Origin of the sequence: Acinetobacter minutum, assembly GCF_035916735.1 — a bacterium.
In the GTDB taxonomy this organism is placed as follows: Bacteria; Pseudomonadota; Gammaproteobacteria; order Pseudomonadales; family Moraxellaceae; genus Acinetobacter.
In genome coordinates, this window is record NZ_JAQIHG010000006.1 from 84292 (window position 1) to 108463 (window position 24172).

16 protein-coding genes and 3 pseudogenes are annotated in these 24172 nt (G+C 40.0%); 14 read left to right on the top strand and 5 right to left on the bottom strand.

Going from position 1 to position 24172, the window contains the following annotated elements:
• Positions 1-20: 20 nt before the first annotated feature.
• The 5 genes and pseudogenes from moaCB to PAE54_RS04470 all read left to right on the top strand — a co-directional run.
• A pseudogene (moaCB, locus tag PAE54_RS04450) lies at positions 21-956 on the top strand (bifunctional molybdenum cofactor biosynthesis protein MoaC/MoaB); the annotation flags it as partial.
• Positions 956-2188: a molybdopterin molybdotransferase MoeA gene (locus PAE54_RS04455; protein ID WP_273779215.1), complete on the top strand. Its 1233-nt coding sequence runs from the start codon at positions 956-958 to the stop codon at positions 2186-2188. The pseudogene moaCB and the gene PAE54_RS04455, both read left to right, overlap by 1 nt.
• Before the next feature lie 10 nt (positions 2189-2198).
• A complete protein-coding gene (modA, locus tag PAE54_RS04460; protein ID WP_326518579.1) occupies positions 2199-2960 on the top strand; it encodes a molybdate ABC transporter substrate-binding protein in 762 nt (253 codons plus the stop codon).
• A gap of 23 nt (positions 2961-2983) precedes the next feature.
• Complete coding sequence (modB, locus tag PAE54_RS04465) at positions 2984-3667, top strand: molybdate ABC transporter permease subunit (RefSeq protein WP_273779213.1); 684 nt, start codon at positions 2984-2986, stop codon at positions 3665-3667.
• A gap of 1 nt (position 3668) precedes the next feature.
• Positions 3669-4325 carry an ATP-binding cassette domain-containing protein gene (locus PAE54_RS04470; RefSeq protein ID WP_273779211.1) on the top strand — a complete coding sequence of 219 codons (657 nt, stop codon included), beginning with the start codon at positions 3669-3671 and terminating at the stop codon, positions 4323-4325.
• Positions 4326-4398: 73 nt separating this feature from the next.
• On the opposite strand, the pseudogene PAE54_RS04475 reads toward PAE54_RS04470, so the two are convergent.
• Positions 4399-4548, bottom strand: a pseudogene (locus tag PAE54_RS04475) (helix-turn-helix domain-containing protein); the annotation flags it as partial.
• 163 nt (positions 4549-4711) lie between these two features.
• Positions 4712-5359 (bottom strand): annotated as a pseudogene (locus PAE54_RS04480) (transposase family protein); the annotation flags it as partial.
• Positions 5360-5411: 52 nt separating this feature from the next.
• On the opposite strand from PAE54_RS04480, the gene PAE54_RS04485 reads away from it, so the two are divergent.
• The 4 genes from PAE54_RS04485 (at position 5412) to PAE54_RS04500 (ending at position 12030) form a co-directional block, all read left to right on the top strand.
• Positions 5412-6494, top strand: coding sequence for a hypothetical protein (locus PAE54_RS04485; protein WP_326518580.1), 1083 nt, complete (start codon positions 5412-5414; stop codon positions 6492-6494).
• 313 nt (positions 6495-6807) lie between these two features.
• On the top strand, positions 6808-8262 hold the full coding sequence (locus tag PAE54_RS04490) for a SulP family inorganic anion transporter (RefSeq protein ID WP_326518581.1): 1455 nt from the start codon (positions 6808-6810) through the stop codon (positions 8260-8262).
• A gap of 385 nt (positions 8263-8647) precedes the next feature.
• Positions 8648-9907, top strand: a complete 1260-nt coding sequence (locus PAE54_RS04495) for a mechanosensitive ion channel family protein (RefSeq protein ID WP_326518582.1) — start codon at positions 8648-8650, stop codon at positions 9905-9907.
• Positions 9908-10062: 155 nt separating this feature from the next.
• Complete coding sequence (locus PAE54_RS04500) at positions 10063-12030, top strand: glycine betaine transporter (protein ID WP_326518583.1); 1968 nt, start codon at positions 10063-10065, stop codon at positions 12028-12030.
• Between the two features lie 171 nt (positions 12031-12201).
• Here the strand turns inward: PAE54_RS04500 and PAE54_RS04505 are convergent, their stop codons facing one another.
• Positions 12202-13584, bottom strand: a complete 1383-nt coding sequence (locus tag PAE54_RS04505) for a TIGR00341 family protein (protein ID WP_326518584.1) — start codon at positions 13582-13584, stop codon at positions 12202-12204.
• A gap of 260 nt (positions 13585-13844) precedes the next feature.
• Between PAE54_RS04505 and mtlD the strand changes: the two genes are divergently transcribed.
• The gene (gene mtlD, locus PAE54_RS04510; RefSeq protein WP_326518585.1) at positions 13845-15986 is read left to right on the top strand and encodes a bifunctional mannitol-1-phosphate dehydrogenase/phosphatase; all 2142 of its coding nucleotides are present in this window, start codon (positions 13845-13847) and stop codon (positions 15984-15986) included.
• 722 nt (positions 15987-16708) lie between these two features.
• On the opposite strand, the gene PAE54_RS04515 is transcribed toward mtlD, so the two are convergent.
• On the bottom strand, positions 16709-17596 hold the full coding sequence (locus tag PAE54_RS04515) for a diguanylate cyclase (protein WP_326518586.1): 888 nt from the start codon (positions 17594-17596) through the stop codon (positions 16709-16711).
• A gap of 629 nt (positions 17597-18225) precedes the next feature.
• Between PAE54_RS04515 and PAE54_RS04520 the strand changes: the two genes are divergently transcribed.
• From PAE54_RS04520 to pnuC, 4 genes are all read left to right on the top strand, one after another.
• Complete coding sequence (locus PAE54_RS04520) at positions 18226-18915, top strand: GntR family transcriptional regulator (protein ID WP_326518587.1); 690 nt, start codon at positions 18226-18228, stop codon at positions 18913-18915.
• A gap of 265 nt (positions 18916-19180) precedes the next feature.
• Positions 19181-20422 carry a phosphotransferase enzyme family protein gene (locus tag PAE54_RS04525; protein WP_326518588.1) on the top strand — a complete coding sequence of 414 codons (1242 nt, stop codon included), beginning with the start codon at positions 19181-19183 and terminating at the stop codon, positions 20420-20422.
• 8 nt (positions 20423-20430) lie between these two features.
• Positions 20431-22620, top strand: a complete 2190-nt coding sequence (locus PAE54_RS04530; RefSeq protein WP_326518589.1) for a TonB-dependent siderophore receptor — start codon at positions 20431-20433, stop codon at positions 22618-22620.
• A 28-nt stretch (positions 22621-22648) separates the two neighbouring features.
• A complete protein-coding gene (gene pnuC / locus PAE54_RS04535) occupies positions 22649-23224 on the top strand; it encodes a nicotinamide riboside transporter PnuC (RefSeq protein ID WP_326518590.1) in 576 nt (191 codons plus the stop codon).
• 157 nt (positions 23225-23381) lie between these two features.
• Here pnuC and PAE54_RS04540 read toward each other — a convergent pair whose 3' ends face one another.
• Positions 23382-23774: a lysozyme inhibitor LprI family protein gene (locus tag PAE54_RS04540; RefSeq protein WP_326518591.1), complete on the bottom strand. Its 393-nt coding sequence runs from the start codon at positions 23772-23774 to the stop codon at positions 23382-23384.
• Positions 23775-24172 lie beyond the last annotated feature (398 nt).

The following is a 24172-nucleotide window of genomic DNA, read 5'->3' on the forward strand; positions in this document are numbered from 1 at the left end:
ATCGGAATCAGAATGAATCTAGGGAAGCCGCAATGAAAAATGTCGGAATGAAAGCTGAAAGTTATCGTACTGCCGTAGCGACAGGGATCCTGCATGCCCCGTCACATTGCATTGAACTGTTACGCAATGGCAATACGGAGAAAGGCGATGCATTGAAGACAGCCCGGATTGCAGGCATTTTGGCTGCAAAACGGACGGATGAGTTGATCCCGCTGTGTCATCCATTGCCGATTTATCGTGCGGATGTGGAATATGAACTCTTTGATGCCCATGTTGAGATTATTGCTACCGTGGAAACCATTGGTCCGACCGGTGTAGAAATGGAAGCCTTGACGGCGGTGAGCCTGGCTGGTCTGACCTTGTATGACATGCTTAAACCACATTGTGAGCCGGAAGATTTATCTCTCGATCAATGTAAATTGCAGCAAAAAAAAGGCGGTAAGTCTCATTTTACTCGCGTGCTCAAACAGGCCATGCCAGCATCGGTGATTGTGCTTTCAGATACGGTTGCTGCGGGTAGAAAACCCGATACTGCCGGGAAAAATGTTTTGCAGATTTTAAAGGAAGCCAATTTTGACGAAATTTCATATCAGGTGATTGCAGATAGTCCTGAACAATTATTGGCTCTGATCGAACAGCAAAAAAATGATTATCCTTTGATTCTAACGGTGGGTGGAACCGGACTTGGAGCTAAAGATTTAACGGTAGAAACCCTGCAACCCTTATTGCAACGCGAAATTCCCGGGTTAATGGAAGCATCGCGTAGTTTTGGCCAGAAACGTACACCATATGCGGCCTTGAGCCGTGGGGTGGCAGGCTATATTGAAAATAGTCTGGTGATGACCTTGCCTGGCAGTCGACAAGGGGCAAAAGAATCTTTAATCGCGGTGTTGCCCGCCTTGGTGCATTTATTTGACGTGCAAAAAAATATTCCACATCAAGGTGGGTATCAATAATGTCAGGATGTGATACAGAGCAGGGGTTGATCAGTGTTGATCAGGCGTTGGATCTCATTCTGCATGAGACCAAAGCTTTGAAGACAGAACAGCTCATGTTAAATCAGGCATTGTACCGGTATTTGGCAGAAGATGTTTATTCCAAGATTAATCTGCCTATATTTGCACAAAGTGCGGTGGATGGTTATGCGATTTGTGCACAATCGGTGATTGAAGAAGATACGGAATTTGAGTTGATCGGTGAAATTCGTGCCGGACAACAGGCAGCTGTGTCACTCAAGGCTGAACAAGCCGTCAGGATTTTTACCGGTGCTCCGATTCCAACCGGGACAACTACAGTTGCACGTCAGGAAATTGTCCATCGGGGTAATTCGACCTGCATTAAGGTCGAGAAAAATCTAAGTCTGGATGTGGATATTCGTCATGCTGGAGAAGAAATCACTTGCGGACAATTACTGGCCGAACAAGGACAGTATTTATCAGTCGGTGCGATTGCTTCTTTAGGTATGGCAGGTATTCAAACAGTCGAGGTCTTTTGTTACCCGAAAGTGGCTGTGGTAATTACGGGTGATGAGGTAGCAGAAAACATAGAGGACCTGGCATCCGGTAAAATTTTTGATGCCAATACCCCATTAATCCATGTCTGGTTCCAGCAAGCCGGACATTCTGTCGATATTATCCACGTCGAGGATAGTGCTGCTGCGGTCAAAACCTTACTGCAAAGCTTAAGCGAACATTATGATCTCATCCTAAGCACGGGCGGCATTTCGGTGGGAGATTATGATTTTATCCGTCCGGCTGCTCTGGATTCGGGTTTTCAACAGATTTTCTGGAAAGTGAAGCAGAAACCGGGAAAGCCAATGTTCTTTGCCCGACAGCGCCGTGAAGATGGCTCACATTGTTATTTATTGGGTTTGCCTGGTAATCCGGCCGCCGTTTATGTCGGCATGCAAGTATATGTCTCGACTTTGCTGTTCGCCTTACAAGGGCAGCAGCAACAACCCCACTGGATAACTGCCATTTTGACACATGACCTGAAACCGGATGAGAGAGAGCGCTTTTTACGTATGTCCTTGACTGTGGATCAGGCAACCTTAAAGGTTACAAGTTTATCTAAACAACAGTCACATATGCTGAGTAATTTAATGCAAGCGAATGCGCTGGTTCGTGTCCCTGCAGCGACTGCAATACATGCAGGGCAGATCGTGAAGGTTTTGCTCATCCAAGGCTAAGGAGAAGTGTATGAAAACATCCCTGGGGGTAGGCATCGCTTTGACTAGTAGTATTGTTACAGTACAGGCCGGTAGCGTCAAAGTTTATGCAGCGGCCAGCCTGAGCAATGCCCTGACGGATATTGCACAGGCCTATCAGATACAGCATCAGTCAACGCACATCATTCCGGTTTTTGCAGCATCCTCTACATTAGCCAAGCAAATCGAAGCGGGTGCGAAAGCGGATCTATTTTTTTCATCTGATCCGGACTGGATGAATTATCTGTTGCAGCGAAAGGTGGTTGATTCCAAGACTATCAAGCCTTTACTAAGTAATGAACTGGTAGTGATTAGCCGAAAAAATCGCAAGATTACCTTTACTGCCAGCCCAAATTTTAAATTTGCCCAGTCGTTCCAGGGCTATCTGTGTACAGGTCATATGGAGTCTGTTCCAGTCGGTAAATATGCCAAACAAAGTTTGAGCCAGTTCAACTGGCTAACCTCTCTGAAGGGGCGGATTGTCGGAATGCAAGATGTACGCTCAGCTCTAGCATTTGTCGAACGCGGTGAATGTGAGGTGGGTATTGTCTATAAGACGGATGCTTTGTTGAGCCAAAAAGTCAAAATCCTCGGGACATTCCCTACACAGTCACATCGTCCTATCGTCTATCCCATAGCTCTGACACAAGGCGGTGAAAAAAATCCGGAAGCCGTGCGTTTCATCCAGTTTTTACAGCACAGTTCGCAAGCCAAAGCTATCTTTCATCAATACGGTTTTCAGTTGAAATCCTGACTATAGATTCAGGAGTGTTAAGCATGTTTAGCCCAGAAGAGTTAAGCGCGTTGATCTTGTCAGCTAAGGTCGCAATATGTACCACATTGTTCTGTTTGCCTTTTGCTATAGCGCTGGCCTGGCTATTGGCCCGGTATGAATTTCATCTGAAGTTTATCCTGGAAGCTATTTTGCAATTGCCGATGGTTTTACCTCCCGTGGTGTTGGGTTATTTACTGCTCCTGACTTTCGGTCAACAGGGTTTTCTGGGGCAATATCTGCAACTGCTAGGTATTGAGCTGGCATTCAACTGGAAAGGTGCCGTTTTAGCCGCCATGCTGGTGGCCTTTCCGTTGATGGTGCAACCCATCCGATTATCCTTTCAATTGATGAATCCGCAACTTGAACAGATTGCGGGGTCACTGGGCGCAGCACCGTGGAAAGTCTTTTGGAGTATCAATTTACCCTTGGTATTTCCTGGGATTTTGATCGGCAGTATCTTATGCTTTAGTCGCAGTCTTGGAGAGTTTGGGGCAACGATTACCTTTGTGGGTAATATTCCAGATGAAACCCAAACGCTCTCGATAGCCATCTATTCTTTTCTGCAGCAGCCGAATGGCGAAAACATGGCAATACGCTTGGTGCTGTTGTCTGTACTGTTGTCATTTTTAGCTTTGTTGGCCAATTCATGGATTCTGAAAAACTATCAGAAAAGGTTAGGGAGCTGATATGTTGCAATGTGCTTTTGAATATCAACATGCCGATTTTAGGTTGCAGGTTGAGTTGAACATGCAGCAGCCCATGATGGGGCTGGTCGGTGCTTCGGGAAGTGGTAAAACCACCTTATTAAAAAATATCGTTGGTCTGTGCAGGCCGACCCAAGGCAATATCCAATTTCAGCAACAGGTACTTTTCAGCACAGTACACAATATCAATATTCCCATGCATCAACGCAGGATTGCATTAATTTTCCAGCAGGCATTGCTGTTCCCACATTTGAACGTGCGGAAGAATCTGTGTTATGCAGAAAAAATGCTGAAGCCGTTTGAGCGAAAATTTCAGTTTGAGCAAGTAGTGGAACTACTGGAACTCACGCCATTACTACAACGCCGTACATCTCAGCTCTCAGGTGGTGAAGCACAACGAGTTTCTATTGGGCGCGCCTTGTTGTCTTCTCCACATTTACTGTTACTGGATGAGCCTTTGACCGGGCTGGATGATGCACTAAAAAAGCAGCTTTTAGTGTTTTTAAAGCGGGTTAAAGATCAGATGAGATTACCTATGATTTACGTCACGCATCACTTAGATGAAGTTGAGTTTTTACAAGCGGAAGTTATGGAATTGAGAAATGGGAAATTAATTAATGTAGGCACCCATATAAATTAAAATGTCTATGCGATGTAGGTGCTGCTTGAAAAGTATATAGTCAAAGGTTGTTTCAGTCCCACTAAAGCACAGATGCAGCTGGGCCTTGAGCTTTGTATTTTTGCAATAAACGTCTGATCTGACGCTCTGAAATATGAAGTAGCTGAGCAGCTTGGGACTGGGTTATGCGTTGATCTCGAACGTCTTGCAGAACAGCAAGACGTTGAATTTCTTTGTCAGACATAGTGATCAGCATCTATATTTCATATCCAGTCCATGATGTTTAAGCCATCATAAACTAGACATTTTTATTGGTGAGAATATAGACATTTTGAATGGGTTCTAACAGACTGTGTTATTCACCAATTAAAATGTCTATGCGATAAACCATTTAAAATGTCCTGTTTTTAACTGCAAGAGTCAAGCACAGGATTTAAATTTCTTTGTTCAATGATGGCTTTCTGAGCTTTACGACTCGGCATACTTTTCTTGAGACGGGAACGTTTATTCTGTTTCTCCAACTCCTCATGTTGCTGCTGGATATGGGCTAGAACCGAGCCTAATCTTTTATTCTCAACCACTGCATTCTGCTGTAGTCCTGCCAGTTTATTGAAGACGCTATAGTTGAGTTTTCGTCCCTCATGCATGATGGCTATAGTTCCATCCAGGTATTCCAGAAATGAAATGTATTGCCCAACAAGCTTATGATTCAGTGCTGTTGGCTCAAGCATATAAATACACTTGTCATAAGTGATGGTCAGGTTCTTTGTGACCTTACGCGGTTCCTGCCAGGTGAAAATATCCTCCAGTTCAGCATCAGACTCTGTTAAAGGGCGATGCAAGTTCTTGGAATTTCTCGCACACTTGGCGAACTTCTGATTGAACTGCTCAATGAAGCAGGGTAGCCAGGCATTGGCTTCGGCAATCGAACTGATGCCTTCCAGACGCATCTCCTTGATCAGACGATCCTGAAGTGTCCTGTTAGCACGTTCCACACGACCTTTGGCCTGGGGTGAGTTGGCGAAGATAATATCAATGTTTAACTCATCCAGAATCGAATCTTACTCTCAATTCAAGTACGCTAAACTAGATTGCATTGAGAGTGAAATGCAATTAGAAAAAGGAAACAATACTCATAAGCAAATATTTTTATACTGCGAATTATGTATGAAATCTGGATTTCACAGTGAAATTTTTAATAAAAATTGGATTAGTATATGTCCAGTACACAAGACTAAATTACAAAAAATAAACTTGTTGACAGAATCAACATCTAATAAAAATGACTATTTTGAGTCAAGGGTTGAAAAAATAAAAGAATTGGCAATTAGTTTAAATTTAGATTGGCCAAGAAATAAAGAAAGGGTTTCAACATTGAAATTTTGTAAAATAAAAAATTGGGTGGTCGGATTGGAAAAAGAAATTCAAAATTATTTCTTAATTACAGGGAATATTATATGTGCTACGAATGAGAATGATATTAATAGATTATTAGGATTTTTTAACTACATTTTCCCCGTCAATAGTACTGATCTTAATTTTATGTTCAGGAATATAAAACAGACACCACCCAAAGTAAAATTATATTATGATAAGGAGGTCTTAATTTTTGTAAGAGATTATAGGTATGAAATAAATAATTTACTAGAGCACTATAAAAATAAATTGCAAGCTGACAAGTTTAATAATTTTAAATTTTTCAAATTTATTAATAATTACTTAAATTATATTAATAAAATTCATTGCAAAAAAAAATGTAAATGGGCTGATAGAAAGAGGGAGTATTATTGGAAAACAAGTGAAAATCAATTCCATAACAATTTATGGACAACTTGTCAATATGAACAAGTAGAATATTTAATCATTGCTAATTGGTTAGATTACACTTTATTAGGACATACTGAGGTCAAGAGAATCTTAAGTCAGGAGTTTAATTATCAAAAAATAAATATCAGCAAAAAAGTTGAGAAATTCCTTGATGAAATCCTGTTCGAATTACTTATAAATATTATTTTTGAATTAAGCAATAAAATTAAAGAGGTACATAAGTTTCAAGGGAGAAAGATAGATCTTCATGAAATATTTGCATCTAATATCTATCTAAAATTAGAAGATGATAAATGCATACTCATCAATACTGTAGGATCATCTGCATCTGACAAAGTTACAAAATTAGTTAATTTTCAGTAACAAGTTTAATTAAATGAACGGGAGAAACCGGACATTTCTATTTGGGGCTTACACGCTGATTTCGCATAATGTATATTATGTTAAATATGGTTGCTAGGGTGGATGGAACGATGACTAGCTGTTATCCTTGCCCTGATTTCTTTCTCAAACTAAGCTAAGTTCCTAATAATCCATGACACTTACTCCATCATAAGTTTATTTACCTTCTAAACCCGTAAATAACTCATCAGTGTCTAGTGATGTGGTGTACTCGCTTGTGTGTTTATATATCACATCACTAGCCTCTCTAAAAAATCAGAAACAGGCTATGTTTATGTTATCTAATATACGAGAACAATGGTTCTCTAACATCCGCGGCGATGTACTTTCCGGACTTGTGGTTGGCCTTGCCTTAATTCCTGAAGCGATTGCTTTTTCAATTATTGCCGGTGTAGATCCGAAAGTGGGTTTATACGCATCCTTCTGTATTGCTGTCGTGATTTCTTTCGTAGGTGGCCGTCCAGCGATGATTTCAGCAGCCACTGGGGCTATGGCACTGCTCATGGTCACATTGGTTAAAGAGCATGGGCTGGAATACCTGCTTGCTGCAACAATTTTGACGGGTGTAATTCAGATACTGGCAGGCTATTTAAAACTGGCCAAGTTAATGAGATTTGTCTCTAAATCTGTGGTCATCGGATTCGTCAATGCCTTAGCAATCCTGATCTTTATGGCCCAGCTGCCTGAACTGATTAATGTGAGCTGGCATGTGTATGCTCTGGTTGCTTTAGGTCTGGCCATTATTTATCTATTCCCTCTGATTCCAAAACTAGGGAAGTTATTACCTTCTCCGCTTGTCTGCATTATTACGATTACCTTACTGGCAATCGCCCTGGGCATTGATGTACGGACTGTGGGTGATATGGGGTCATTACCTGACACACTTCCAATGTTCTTGATTCCCAATATTGCTTTGAATATTGAAACATTGATGATCATTTTGCCATATTCAGTCGCACTAGCAGCAGTTGGCTTACTCGAATCTATGATGACAGCCACGATCGTAGATGAGATGACGGATACGCCAAGTGATAAGCATCAGGAATGCAAAGGACAAGGAATTGCGAATATTGCGGCTGGCTTTATGGGCGGCATGGCGGGTTGTGCCATGATTGGCCAATCTATGATTAATGTAAAATCGGGTGGACTAACCAGGTTATCGACTTTTTGTGCGGGTATCTTCCTGCTTGTTCTTGTGGTGTTTTTAAGTGATTGGATCAAAATCATTCCTATGGCTGCTTTAGTTGCTGTAATGATCATGGTCTCTATCAGTACTTTTGAATGGCGTTCAGTCACTCACCTCAAAGACAACCCTAAGAGTAGTAATATCGTCATGATTGCGACGGTCATTGTGGTAGTCGCTACACATAACTTGGCTTTAGGTGTGCTAACAGGTGTATTGCTCTCAGCCTTGTTCCTGGCTAATAAGCTTGAAAATGATATCCAGGTGATAGCATCTTCTGAAGGAACAGCCCGTTTGTATGATTTGAGAGGTCAAATCTTCTTTAGTTCTTCTGAAAAATTCATGCAAGGTTTTGACTTTAAGGAGGACATTAAGGACGTGATTATTGATTTAACCCATTCCCATATTTGGGATGTAACGTCTGTTGCTATGCTTGATTCTGTGGTCAATAAGTTTCAAAAGAATGGTGCGAATGTCGCTGTACGTGGCTTAAATGAAGCAAGTTCTATCATGATTGATAAGTATGGGACGCATGCCAAAATTTAAGTTGAGTAGAGCCTACCTATCGCTAGAATTTCTTCAATAAAGAGAAAACGCTTTATCGCGATTACTGTTAATTCAAAGGCAACATCATGTTTCTCACAGCCCATCTCTTCTTAGCTGGGCTGTTTTATTTTTTATATTCAAAACCTTAGAACAATGACCTTTTATTTTTAGCTAGGGTCAGATGGAAGAATTTTGTAGCTTAAATCAAAAAATAGAAGATGTAACAAAAGTTTAAAATGTAGAAGAAGCGTTACTCAATATTAAAAATCGAACTCTGCCAGATACACTACCTCATCTTTACAGGTTGAGTATGAAGGATTTACCTATCAAGCGGTATGACCTTCTCTCAGTAAATAAATATTTAAAACCTTAAAGAGAGTATCTTTTGCAACAATTTAACTTTATTCAAAATCTTCAAGAATGGTCTAATCAATACCCTTGGTTAGAGATGATCACCTCTCTCGGTATTGTGATTTTTTTGGCAATCCTCGCCAACTTTGTTGCCAAACAAGTCATTGTACGTGGCATACGTAAGCTCATTTCTAAAACAGCTTTTGCCAATAATGACATCGTTACCCAATATAGCGTGATTCAGCGCATTGCTAATATTGTACCTGCACTGGTGATCATGAATGGCATTTCTACGGTTCCTCACCTGTCAGATAAAGTTGAAAATTTTGTGCAAATGGGCACACAGGCCTTTATTTTCTTAACAATTGCCCTTGCGATCTCAGAATGTCTCAATATTTTCAATCTCATTTATCAGCGTAATCCAAAATCCAGAAACAAGCCAATTAAAGGATATCTGCAGTTAGTAAAGCTAATTATTTATTTAGTTTGTGTCCTGATGATTATAGGCACCTTTCTGAACAAAGATGTTTTTACTCTACTGGCAGGTTTTGGAGCAATGGCTGCAGTACTGATGCTAGTGTTTCAAAATACCATCTTGTCCTTGGTGGCATCTGTACAAATTTCCTCGTATGACATGGTGCGTATTGGTGACTGGATTGAAATGCCATCTTTAAATGCAGATGGTGATGTCATTGATATCTCCTTGCATACTGTCACAGTACAAAACTGGGATAAAACGCTCACGACGATTCCAACCAACAAACTGATTACCGATACATTTAAAAACTGGCGAGGCATGCAAGATGCGGGGGTCAGACGAATTAAACGTTCATTGCTGATCGATCAAAACTCTGTGCACTTTATGACTGCTCACGAACAAGATAAGCTAAAAAAGTTTTTATTATTAGATCACTATATCAATAGTAAAAATGAAGAAATTGAACAATTTAATCAGCAACTGGCCAATCAGTCTCAATATAACCACCGTCGTTTAACCAATCTAGGTACTTTCCGTGCTTATCTTGAGTTTTACTTGAAACAACACCCAGGCATAAACGATACAGAAGCTTTACTGGTGCGTCAGTTACAACCGACCAGTGAAGGTTTACCTCTAGAAATTTATGCTTTTACCCAAACCACTGTTTGGAAGGAATATGAAAATATTCAATCAGACATCTTTGATCATTTAATTGCCATTATTCCTGAGTTTGGTTTAAAGCTGTATCAGGCACCGTCAGGTACAGACTTTAAGCAGTTTGCAATCACTACGTCTGACAGCCTTGAATATAACTAAGGCATCCTTAAAGTAGGCGCGATCGCCGAATCCATTTAGCTCTTTACATTAAAGAGATACTTAAACATGAAAGTTACTTTCTTTTAAAGAGCGTGACTTATCCAAAAAATTTTCTTCTTTTGGATCTTTGTTCCAATACAAAATATGGAGGAATTATGCCTTCGAAGAACACATCTTGGTATGACAATGTCAATCCAAATGTTTTTTTTAGTACTGTTGCACTCATTTCTGTTTTTTTGGCACTGGTCATTTTTACCCCTGCAGCGTTTGATCTGATTACTCAGCAACTTAATCAATGGATTACTCATTCATTCAGCTGGTTCTATGTACTGTCTGTCGCAATTTTTTTGATTGTCCTCGCATGTATTGCCTTATCTAAAATGGGACAAATCAAACTTGGCCCAGATCATAGTGAGCCTGAATATAAAAATAGCTCTTGGTTTGCCATGCTTTTTACTGCCGGGATGGGCATTGGTCTGATGTTCTTTGGGGTTGCTGAGCCTGTCATGCATTATGTCAGCCCACCAACAGGAACACCTGAAACCATTCAATCAGCGCAGCAGGCAATGAGGATCACGTTTTTCCATTGGGGCTTACATGCTTGGGCAATCTATGCCTTAGTCGGTTTAAGTCTGGCATATTTCTCTTTCAGACATAATTTACCCTTAAAAGTTCGGTCGGGTTTGTATCCGATCATTGGGAAACGTATTTATGGACCACTTGGAGACGGGATTGATACCTTTGCAACCATTGGTACCATTTTTGGTATTGCGACAACATTAGGATTTGGGGTCACCCAGATCAGCTCGGGCTTGAACTATTTATTCGGTTTGCAGAACAGTCTGCAGACTCAAATTCTTTTGATTGTTATTGTAAGTCTATTTGCCTCCTTTTCAGTTTTTTTAGGACTGGATAAAGGGATTAAGCGGCTATCGGAGCTCAATATCATTTTGGCAGTGATATTACTACTCTTCGTTTTTTTCGCCAGCTCAACCATTTATATTTTACAAACTACCATTCAGAATATTGGACAGTATGTTTCCAATTTATTTGTCATGACCTTCAACCTGTATGCCTATCAACCGAATGGCTGGATCGGAGGGTGGACGATCATGTATTGGGCTTGGTGGATTTCCTGGTCACCGTTTGTCGGTATGTTTATTGCACGCGTATCTCGTGGCCGCTCAATCCGTGAATTTATTGTAGGGGTGTTACTGATTCCGACTGGTTTTACATTAGTTTGGATGGGTTTTATGGGGAATGCAGCATTGTTTAGCATTCTTTTTGAAAGTCATTCTAGTCTCGTACTAGCGGTAGAAAAAGATTCTTCAACTGCTTTATTCGAATTTCTAAAGACTTTACCTTTCTCAAGTATATCCAGCCTGATAGCTACCCTCCTGATCTTCCTGTTTTTTATCACTTCGGCTGATTCCGGAGCTTTGATCACGGACTATCTAACGGCTAAAACGGAACAGTCGCCTGTTTGGCAACGTTTGTTCTGGATGGCAATTATTGCGGTCCTTTCTATTATTTTGCTGATCGTCGGAGGTTTAAGTGCTCTACAGTCTGCTGTAATCATGAGTGCCTTACCCTTTACTTTTATCATGCTATTACTGTGTTGGGGCCTGATCAAAGCCCTACGTTTGGATGTTATTAAAGTACAGGCTTTACAAACTGCAAGAATTACACCAAGAGCCATACAAAACCCAAGAAGCTGGCAACAGCGTCTAGGCTTAATTATGCATTACCCTCATTCTGAGGCCGAAGTAAAATCCTATATTCATCAGAATGTCCGCCAGGCTTTCCAGAACATAAAACACGAGTTTCAGCGCCGGAATTTGGATGTTTCTATCCTTGAAGTCGATGGAGGAATATTGTTGAAAGTAGATCATCAAAATGAAATCAACTTCATCTATCAAGTTATGGCCACTGAAACACGGGCACCGAGTTTTATGCTAGATGACGAAAGTAACCTCTCGCAGAAATGTTACAAAGCTGAAGTTTTTCTGAAAGAAGGGGGTAAAAACTACAATGTCATGGAGTGGACGCAAGAAGATTTACTTCAGGACATTATTGATCAATATGAACGTCATTTGTATTTTTTAAATGTAGTACGTAACTAAAGAGGCATATCAAGTAAAAGTAATCCATATTACTTTTAACTGATAGCTTGTTGATGAACAATTATATTAATTCACTTGTGAACTGTTTTGAGCTAAAAATTGGAGAGCTTATTGTTCTCCAATTTTTCTGCTGTGAGAGAGCCATTTTTTATGAAAAGCATTCGTCACAAACTAATTATCTTGATTTACCACGAAATTTAACAGCACAGTATCTGTTTTTGTCCTGACCTTGAACCAATTTTCTATTCGCACTTTATCTTCACTAGATAGCGGTTCAGATGTTCTCACGCTGAGTTGAAGTATTTGCTTTTGATTGGCAACAGTTGGTAAATCAATCCCCTGTCCAAGAAAGACGGAGGTTATGCTTGGATACTGTGCGCGAAGTTCAGCAAAAATATCATCTGCATTGGTAAATAAGGCATTTTTTACCTTCAGTTCTTGCTGTAACTGTTTTACCTGTTCATCCTTTTGACGTAGGGCCTCTTGTCCATTCAAATACAAATCACTCAGTAATCCAGACTTCAAGGCAGTCACATCCACCTTATTATCGCTGGTTTGATGAACAATAATTTTAGTTCCTTCAAGCTGTGCAACAGCAAGTCTTCCCTCAATATTCTGCAACGTAGCCTGACTTAATGGCAAACCGACCAGAGCCAGCTCAATCGTACGTGTTTTGCTATCAATTTTTGAACTGGCAACCTGTGTATCTTTGAAGGTAAATTCTTGTGTAATGAATTTGTTAGCATTGGATTTAAAAACTTCTTCATTCACTAATTTGGTTGCCAGATAGGCGCTCGGAATTGCGGTTACAATCGCAATCATCAGCAATGACATCTTCACACGTCTTTCGACTTTTTCATCAGCAAAACTATGTGGTTTTAACCTTAGAATTCGGATACCGATAATCGTTGCCAAGCTGATGAATACACAATTGATGGTATATAAATACAGTGCGCCACCGACAAAGATCCACTGTTCGGTCGCAATACCAAATCCGGCGGTACAAACTGGCGGCATCAATGCAGTCGCAATCGCCACCCCAGGGATAACATTCGACTTTTCTTCTCGGGTGACCCCAATGATCCCTGCCAATCCACCGAATAATGCGATAAGCACATCCCAAACTGTTGGGCTAGTCCGTGATAAAAGTTCGGATTGTGCATTATCGAGTGGTGATATCGAGAAATATAGGGTTGATACGACCAGACTGATCAGTGTTGCAATACCCAGATTGAAAAGTGCACGTTTCACCAGTTTAAAATCATAAACTGCTACCCCTAACCCGATCCCCATAATCGGTCCCATGAGTGGGGAAATCAGCATGGCTCCAATCACCACAGCGGTTGAATTAATATTTAATCCGACGGATGCAATAAAAATGGCGAAGATGAGAATCCAGGGAATCGCTCCTGATAGCTCGATCCCGTCACGAATTCGACGTTCTATTTCATCATCTTCAGCCTTATCTGCCAGTAGACTAAAGCGATGACGGACTCGTCTTAATCTACTGATTGAGTTAGGGGGGGAATTATGTTCATTCGAGTCGTTTGTCAATTTAACATCCTACGTCTTATCCATATCAGTGAAAATCTTGAATCTCTACTGATTCATGAGTCTTTGGATTACGCTCTACCCTGGGACATATATACACTTCAGAAAAGTAACTTTACTTAAAATTACATAATTTTGTAAATCCAGCTATCAAGCGACTAAAAAATAAACAAAACTGTTTCATTTCTTATAATCGTTCCATCATGTTATCAGTTTTCCTTATGCTGTATTTGATTGTAGTGTTACAGTAAGAGGGATTATAAGTGCTTAAATTTAATAATGATATTATTCATGGGGCAATTTTCGACATGGATGGAACCATGTTCGATACTGAGCGTCTACGTTTCAAAACCTTGAAACAGGCTTCTCAGGAATTAATTGGGGTTTCATTTAGTGATGCCTATTTAATGGCTTGCCTGGGACTCAGTGCAACCAGTGCACATCAACTGGCCAAACAGCAGTATGGAGAAGATATCCCTTACGCAGAGATTCGAAAACGAGCGGATGAACTCGAACTTGAAAGTGTGAGAAGTTTTGGTGTTCCAATCAAAAAAGGATTGGTACAGGTGCTAGAACGCTTACGTAAATCTGGTTTACGCATGGCTGTGGCTACATCAAGCCGTCGCTTAATTGCTGAAGAATATTTAATAAATGCAAATGTTTATAAATTCTTTGATGTTCTGGTGTGTGGTGATGAAGTACAGCAAGGTAAACCACACCCGGAAATTTTTCTGTCAGCCGCTGAGAAACTTAGTTTACCCTCATCTGAATGCCTGATGTTCGAAGACTCTGAAAATGGTATTACTTCAGCCTATGAGGCTGGTGGAGTAACCATCTTGCTTCAAGACATCAAAGAACCGAATAGCAATATGCTGGATAAGGCAGATTACTTCTTTGCAAGTATGTATGAATGTCTGCATGAACTGGATCAATATACACCAAGCCTTGAAATGCCCATGCTTCAGGAGCCTTTTCCACAAAGTCTGAATCAATTAATCGTCGGCATTCATGGATTTGGTGCGATTGGTGGTGGTTTTATGGCACAGATTATGTCGCATTGGGATGGTTATACACGCCCAAAACGGATCTATGCTTCAACACATAATCCTTTGTATCGATCAGCAGTTAATGCCTTTGGCAGTTATTGTATTCGTTATGGGCAGTTGTCCTATGATGAACGTATTGAAAATATGCATATCATTGATGCAGGCAATATTGAACAAATGCAGGAGATGTATACTACATCAAGCATGATTGCACTTTGCTTGCCGGAGCATGCGCTAGCCAGCGAGGCTAAAACTATTGCCCAAGGCTTGTATGCCCGTTACATTGCGTATGACGAGCAATGCACCCACCCTTTAACCATCCTCATTATCTTAAATAAAGTTGGTGCCAAGAATGTCTTACTTGAACATCTACGGACTGCTTTGAGTGAAATCACGACTTTAAACGTGGCTGAGCAGATACTAGATCAGCACTACTTTTGTGATACGGTGGTTAACCGCATGGTTTCCAAATTGACCGACCAAAATCTATATCGGCAACTTCGTATTAAGTACAACATCTTTAAGCAATATCAGCTGGATCATGAACTTGATCAGACCGATATTGAAGATGCCACTCGTTTAAATCCTGAGCAGGAACGGTTGGCTTCAATGTATGTGGAGGAGATGTGTAACAACTTTAAACCGAGTCATATTTTACAAACCATGGACTTGATTCTCTTCCATGCGGAAGTGGATATGCCGATTTACGTAGAAAATAACAGCCCATTACTCAGCAAAATGCGTCAAATGATTGTAGTGGAAGATATCCGAGAAATTCAGTTGATCAAAAACCGATTATGGAATGGTGTTCATGCCATGACTGCCTGGTATGCGGCACAATTAGGTTACGAAACGATTGGTTTATCCATGACCGACCTAAAAGTTCGAGAGTTTATGCAGGATCTTTTAGAAGAAGTGAAAGCGGGACTTGCCCTTACCCTGCCGCATCGCAAAAAAGACCTTAATGACCTGGCACAAAGCTTCATCAACTCCTGTGTCAATGCTTACAAAGACCCATGTGAACGTGTCGCACGTGATCCTTTGCGGAAGTTAGCCGCCTCTGAACGCGTTTTGGGGTCAATAGCTTTTAATATTCAGCAGGGCTTACCCTACCAGAACTTAAATCAGGGTGCCTTATATGGTTACTACTATGCTATTGAACAAAAAGAGATTAGTTATGGTGAAGCAATTGAACATCTGGAAATTCAGTTGGCGCAATCTGGATTAAGCGAGCAACATCAGCAAACCCTGCAGCGAAATATTGAAACACAGTTAGCTCAATTGCTCACGGTTAAGCATAAGGCGAAAAATTCTTGCCCCATCCATCTCCCAAAACAAGCAGGATATATTCTGACCTGATTACCTCATACAAAGATCTTCAGGTTTTATCTGAATAAAGAACCTATATTGATGAGGTCGATCACACTGGCCTCATTTTCTTTCTATGAATTCACAGAGAATACGTATGAACAAATCGTATTATTTTTTACAATACTCAACCTTTGAAGTGACTAATGAAAATATCCGCAAAAAATCCACATGCCATTGAGAATGGCACGCCCATAGTAAGCCAAATACCAAACTGAAAGCTCAAATTATGAATAATTTGTCAAAACTGACTTTAATAAAACGGTTGAGGGTTCTTTATCGAGAAAAAATAATTTCGGTAAAGAAAAATCCTACCCAGCCCACGACTAGTCCTGCTTTAAACTTAAAACAAGGGGATGCATCTTTCCCCTATCAAACTACTGCAAAAAAATATTCAATATCCAGAATTATCTAAAGTAAGAAATTCAAAAAATCATAAAGTTAAATCATAATAATTGGATTTTAATTCCATGGTCGCGTTCTAACTCATATTGAGCAGCACCGATGTGTTTCTCTGCATCGACAAGCGCACCAAATAGTTTTCATATATCACTCCACCTTTCTCCTCTTAATGCAGGTGGAATGTCTATTCAGCCATAGCCAAGGCATACACACTAAAACGATGTTTATCATGAAACTCTTCAGCTTATCATTCGTAGTTATTTGCAACAGCGACTCTTCTGAATGTAAATGAACCCGGCAAATTCATCCGATCATGCAAAAACTGCCTGGTCACGTCCCTGCTGTTTTCCTAAATAAAGGGCCCGGTCTGCTCTGGCAATGGCGTTTTCCATGGTTTCATCAGGCTCTACAATGATAATGCCGATTGTTGCGGTAATATGGATGACTTCACCACTTTCTAATTGGATCGGATTGTTATGCAGTGACTGGAAAATTCTGTCAATAATCCTATGCAGGGAATCAACATTGCTCACTTCTAGAAAGATTAAAAACTCTTCTCCGCCAAAGCGAAAAATGTTGTCCGTATCTCGAAGAGAATCACGGAGTAACTTCGCAGTATAAGCAAGAACTTCATCACCCGCCTGATGCCCATATTGATCATTCACCCGTTTAAAATAATCCAAATCCAGTAAACCGACCGCCAATATTTTCTGGTATTTTTCTGTACTCTGACGCAGGATAGCGAATTTATTTTCTATCCCATATCTTAAAGCCAAACCGGTTAAAGGGTCATACTGTAATTTCTTGGTAATAAAATGGGTTCTAAAATAAATCAGGAGCTCAATCAAATCTCTTTGACTTGTTTGATATTGGCTGACTAAATCTGTATCTACATGCTGATCTCCACCGAGCCTGGAAAGGATATTATGCAAATAATGATGGACAAGATAATGCGCTTGTTCTAGTTCCCGGGTTTTATCAGGATTGATTTTTTCAAACTTGCTGTGATTTGATTGAAACCATTTGCCAAATTGACACAATAAATGACTATTTTCAGCCGAAAATTGAGGTTCTGCAGGTGTTTTTAAAACGAGGTATTCAAATACTTTTTGCGCCCAAGTGATATGTAGTCGAATACCCTCATCGATCTCGATCAGTTCTGAATTTTGAGAATTTTTAGTTTGTTCTAATTGATCCATGGAAAAGAATATCTTAAATAAGCGTATTGAATAGGGTTCACAACAGATCATTCACAGCATTTAAAAGTTTATCTCAGTAAGCATCCTAATAAGGTATTGATCTGCCTTTTATTTTACTTGATTTTTGGTCTTTTCTTAAGTGGAGTTTCAGATAAGAGCAATTTGAAAAAGTAGAAATTTAAGTCGGTGATGTTCCCTTTAAAAAGTGTTTAGAGGCCGAAAATTTTCTTCACTAGATATACTTCACCCTGATGCTGTGACCACAATAAAATGACGAAGCTTGCCCTTTATGTAGTACACACATGGCTTCAATTCCTATGCCAATACCAGCGTACATCTCAAAGAATAGTTTCACCCTAAAAACGCCGACTATGGAAGAGATTTATATACTCGACCTTTAGCTAAAAACCATTTTGCTTATCATCAATGGCTATTTGCAAAAGTGCCTAACGATGTACTCCTATTTAATTATCATTTAAGAAGAAATCATGCGGTATTTTGTGAACTTATCTGCTTGATTGAGTGCTTCATTCACTCATTTTACTGATCTATGCCTTATTTTTATGTTTCTCGATTCTTTAATTTAGTACCATCAATATAACTTATCGCTGACGAGCTGGACTCACTGAATGAAATATATGGAAATCAAAGATTTGATTGAGGCTGAATTGAAAAATTATAGTTTTAATCAAATGATTCCATCAGAACGTTACTTGGCATTAAAGTTTGAGTGCTCAAGGGAAACCGTGCGTAAAGCCTATGAACAGCTTCGTGCTGAAGATAAAATTTACAAACGTCAGAATGTTGGCTGGTTCGTAAGCAATAAGAAAATTCAATATTATCCAACCTCAGTTGATAATTTTTCGTCCTACATGCAGGCACAGGGCTTTCAGGCACGGACTGAACTGATCTCGGCCCAACAGATTGATCAATTTAATCGCAGTGATCTGTTTAGTGAAGAGAGTCGCCAACTCGGCTTTATTGAAATTATTCGTTTACGTTATGCTGATGATGTACCTGTACTTCTAGAATATAACTATTTGCCTATCATGTTATTTCCAAATGTACTGAATTATGACGTGATTACTTCAGTCCAAGAAGTCGTTAAAAATAGTTTTCATTATGATTACACGAGTAGCCAGTTAAAAATCAAAAATACCGGTGTGTCTCATTTTGAGAGCCAATATTTAGGAATTCCTTTAAGCCAAACAGCAACTTACATTGAACGTATTTCAAAGTCAGATGATCTGGTGATCGAATATGACATCGAAATTTGGTCACAAGACAAAATTGAAATGACCTTGGATATACAGGTATAAGCTTTAATGTTCATCATAAAAATTTAGATCCTAACGACTTGAACTGTTTTTAGGATTTTTTATTTATGAAATACTTATAACAACTAATCATTCTATTTTTATATTTAAAACGCTAAACTTGCGTTCAGCTTAATACTGGTATGTACCACTTAACTGTATCGTATGTCTTACATATTAAATGTGGATCAAAATGATGCATGCAAATTTTCTTAAATGATGAAGATCCACTATTGCGAAATGAGAATCTGGCTCAGGAGTGTCTACGATGACTATCATCACAGATGATTTAGGTCATGGTATGGGGAATGCTTGGGAAAATAAAGACTGGGCACATATTCCTGACCGGGAATTACAAAGCCTACAGCAGCATTATGCATGTTTACAAGGCAATAATATTCAGACCTTATGGCATAGTCCACGCCCCTTTTCATCGGCTGTACTCTTAACCGTTATGCAGGATTCAGCGACCACAGATGAAACCGTCGCTCATCCGTATTTTATTAAGCGCAGCCATTGTTCATTTCGTCGTGCCCGCGATATTTTACAGGAGCATGCCGTTCTTCAGCATTTAGCCGGCAAGGAAATTCCTGTTGCAAGATTGCTCTCAACCCATCAAGGTCTCACGGCTTTAGAGTTGGGTGACTGGACTTATGAAGTCTATGAAAAAGCAGAGGGCTTCGATTTATATGCAGATCAGCAATCTTGGAAGCCTTTTTTCTATGCTGAACATGCCTCCAAAGCGGGATCTTTGCTTGCAAAACTGCATCGTGCGATGCAGGATTTTCCTGATCTACAGGGTCGATCAGCACGTTATCTAGTATCCAATCAACAGCTTTTAGAAAGTGAAAATATCGTTGCAGCCATACAATCGCGCATTACACAGAGTCCAGAATTAAGCCGTTATTTTTCCGATAAAAATCTAGATCCATGCTTTCTAGATCGAGTCTCACAGGTTCATCAGAAGATTAAGCTTGTTTTGCAACAGGCGGCAAAAATTTGGACGCACAACGATTTACATGCTTCAAATCTCTTTTGGTCAGCACCTAGTGCGGATGCTGAGATTACGGCTGTGATTGATTTTGGCTTATCGGATCGAAATTCAGCAATTTATGATCTGGCTGTGACGATTGAACGTAATTTTATTGATTGGTTAGAATTAGAACAGCACTCACATATTCAGATTGATGAAGCCGGTTTAACCGCCTTTCTACACGCCTATTTTTCCGAGATACCTCCACAAGAAGATTTGAGTATTTTGCCGGAACTACTGAAAATCGTACATTTAGATTTCGCTTTTTCAGAACTTGAGTATTTTGTTGGCATTACTCAAAACCAACAACATGCAGATGCTGCTTATTACCATTGGATCATCGGGCACGTCGATTGGTTCTTTGGCAAACAAGGTCAGCAATTTACCCGGATGTTAAGCCGACTCATTCAACACGAATTGTGCTCTTCTCAGTCGCTCTCTCTAACCCCAGCATCATCCCCCATTTCAAATACATAAGGTTTCGTATGAACAATCGTCAATTCAAACAGAATGTATTAACCAAGTCTTTAAAAATGATCATTCTGTCGCAGCTTTGTTTAGCCCCGCTGACTTATGCTGAAGACGATGTTCAACAGCTTGACACGATTGTCGCCACAGCTGATCAAAGCATCCCTTACTCGAGTGCCAAAGTGAATGTTGAGGGATTTGCTACGGACGTTCTGCAAAAAATACCTGCATCCGTCTCCATCGTGACTGCAGATCTCATCGCGGAGCAACATGCTCGTGTACTGAGTGATGTGGTCAAAAATGACGCATCCATCGGTGATGGCTATGCTGCAATTGGCTATTATCCAAACTTTGTCTCACGTGGTTTTGCACTCGATTTGGCATCTAGCTATCTGATTAATGGCAATCTGATTCGTGGTGAACAAAACGTTGCGCTTGAAAACAAAGAACGCGTAGAAATTTTAAAAGGCATTTCCGCGATTCAAAGTGGTATGTCGACCCCGGGTGGTGTAGTCAATTATGTCACCAAGCGACCGAAAGAAGTACAAGCATTAACATTCTCTGCCGATCAACATGGACAGTTTGCGGTGGCAAGTGATGTCGGTGGTTTCTTGGGTGATGCGCAACAATTCGGATATCGTATCAATCTGGTGAATGAGCAGATAGAGTCTTATGTCGACCATGTGGATGGGGAGCGCTATCTAGCGGCATTGGCTTTGGATTGGAAGATGTCAGCGCAATCCAAATTGGAATTTGATCTTGAAGCACAGCGTTCCGAACAAAGATCAGTGCCTGGTTATCAATTATTGGATGGTAAAGTCCCACAAAATGTGAAATGGGATCGATTGCTAGGTTATCAGACTTGGGGTAAACCGGTCACGATTGACAGCTTCAATACCAGTTTAAAATATAGCTATGCGTTTAATGATGACTGGAACTTGGGACTCGTTGCAGCGCACAGTAAATCCAAGGTTGATGATTATTCAACCTTTGCTTACGGTTATTATCGAGAAGGGTGTCTGGAAGCATATTCCTGTAACACGTTTGGTAAAGATGGTGAGTACGATATTTACGACTATCAAAATCCAGATGATACTTATCAAACTAATCAGTTTAAAATCAAGTTAGATGGCCTATTACGTACTGATTGGGCATTACATCATCTAAATTTTGATATTACGCAAACCAATAAATCTAGACATCACTACAAAGGTATATATCAATACGTAAATTCAACAGATTATGTAGGCAATATTTACCAAGATACCTACGATAGAATCCCAGAAGGTGGAGATATTAGTCCCTATTTTAAAGCTTTAGATAGTAAACAAACTGCACTCACAGTCTTAGACCGTATCGAATGGAATGAACACTGGACAACTTTGCTTGGCGGGAAATGGATTGAGCTTGATGAACAAGCACAAGCATATGTTGAAGATCGGGTAATAAAAGTCCGCGATACAGATTTAGGTAAATTTTTACCGCAGTTTGCAGTCAGTTATAGTCCCGTAGAGTCAACGACTCTATATGCCTCTTATGGGAAAGGTTTGTCAGATGGAAAAACAGCGCCTTGGTTTACAGAGAATGCTACTGAAACTCTGACGCCGATCTATTCAGAGCAATATGAAATTGGCCTAAAACAACAGATCAAGCAGTTTTTGTTTACCGCAGCAATTTTTGATTTACGTCAAGACAATCAATATACCAAGCCAATTTCAGGACTTCGCTATTTTGTTGAGGAAGGCGAACAACATAATCTTGGTCTAGAGTTAGGACTCAATGGTGCATTAACGGATGATTTGGCATTGACCTCATCATTGGCATGGACCAAAGCCCGTTTGGAGGATGTTGAAGCGGTTGAATATGGTAATCATCAAGCGCAAAACGTGCCAAAAGTTCGTTTCGCAACGCATCTTCGCTATAACGTACCAAGTATTGAAGGTCTCACTGTTCTGGCAGGTGGTCAGTACAGTTCAAGTAAATATGCCAACAAAGAAGGCACTGCAAAAGTTGGGGGTTATAGCGTATTTGATTTAGGGGCAGCCTATCAATTTAAGCTCAATACGACCGATGCATTGCTGCGCTTGAACATTAATAACCTGTTTAATAAAAAATACTGGCGTGATGCAGGTGAATTTTTGGGCGATGATTATTTATTCTTGGGTTCGCCACGCACAGCAACCTTGTCATTCAATCTGAACTTCTAAATTGGCTGCTTAATCAGGTTATATTGCCATGGAAAATATAGAAATTGCAGCGTTCCTGTTCAATGTGTTGGGGGTGTGGCTGACCTCCAAACAATATAAAGCCTGCTGGTTGGTGAATATTGTCGCTGTATTTCTCTATATCATTATTTTTTATCGCGTCAATTTATATGCAGACGCAGCATTACAAGCCGTATTTATCTTGATGCAACTGTATGGCTGGTATAGCTGGTCGAAGAAAGATCAAGACCAGGATCTTACCGTACAGATTGGCTATTTAAATAAAAAAATCTGGGTGTATAGTCTGATTGTGGGTATTGTCGCTGGTCTGGTGATCGGCGCTTTATTTGCTCATTTCACCGCGGCGTCACTACCTTGGTTGGATTCCATGTTGGCCTCTTTTAGCTTGGTGGCAAGTTATTGGGCGGCCAAAAAATATATTGAAAGCTGGGGACTATGGTGTGTTTTAGATGTGATTTATGTCGGCATGTATAGCTATAAATCATTGTATTTAACAGCCGTGCTCTATTTTTTCTTTATTCTTCTGGCACTCAATGGCTGGAGAATGTGGCGAAATTTATATGGAGCAAAAGTATCTTTAAATTAGGGATAAATGAACTCATGGATCATACTGGTAATGTCCCTAAAAATAATAGGATCTGAAAGTAAAATATTCTCTTTGAGAAACTGGATGGTGACTCCCCTTTTTACAAGCTGATCCTCTTGTTTAGCAGTCCACCATTCCCTAATAAGTACTTTATTTCCTACTTGAAGTTCTCCAGTTCTTTGGCACGAGAAGCGGTAGTGGACATAAAACAGTCATTACTACTCACAGCTGCCATTGTTCCACCATCAGGATCGGCGTAGAAATCACAGTTTGCATCTCGATATTTGATCCATGCACGCTGAGCTTCTTGTAGTTGCTTCTTTCGTTCAGGTGTTAGCGATGCCATCACATCTCTATATGCTTGATTTAAACGTATATCCTGACGTTGTGTTTCTGCTCCAATACAATCAAGCATTTCTACAGTAACACCACCAGATCGATCCATACAGCTAGAAAATTGCTGACTTAATTCCACCTCGTCAGCAAATGAAATTTGTGCTAAACACCCCAGCACCATACCAAGTACAAGTGATTTATTTTTCAAAAACATTGCAGCCTCAACTTAGTTTAAAAAGTATCTAAATCGTTTTGAATGTGTATTTTTGTCTTTCTATTTCATACACACTTTACACAGTTCTACTCGTACTACCATAATTCTACTCGATAAATATCCTGTATTTTTACAAAACAAAGCATTATAGATCGACAATGCTATTATCCTCTAATGCAAAGATGAAGAAGCGGTGAAATTGATTACTCAGCATAATTTAGACAGTGCTCAGCGCCACTTATTGCCCAACTTTCTTCTAGGACACACGAACGTTTGGTTGGAGTAATGCCCCATCCTTTTAATAGAGCCTTCTGGTCAAGCTGATCCTAGACAGTATTGTGGACAGTCGATCCCTCTAAATTCTTGAAATATTTCTGTTCAAAGGCTTCTGGGCTTAA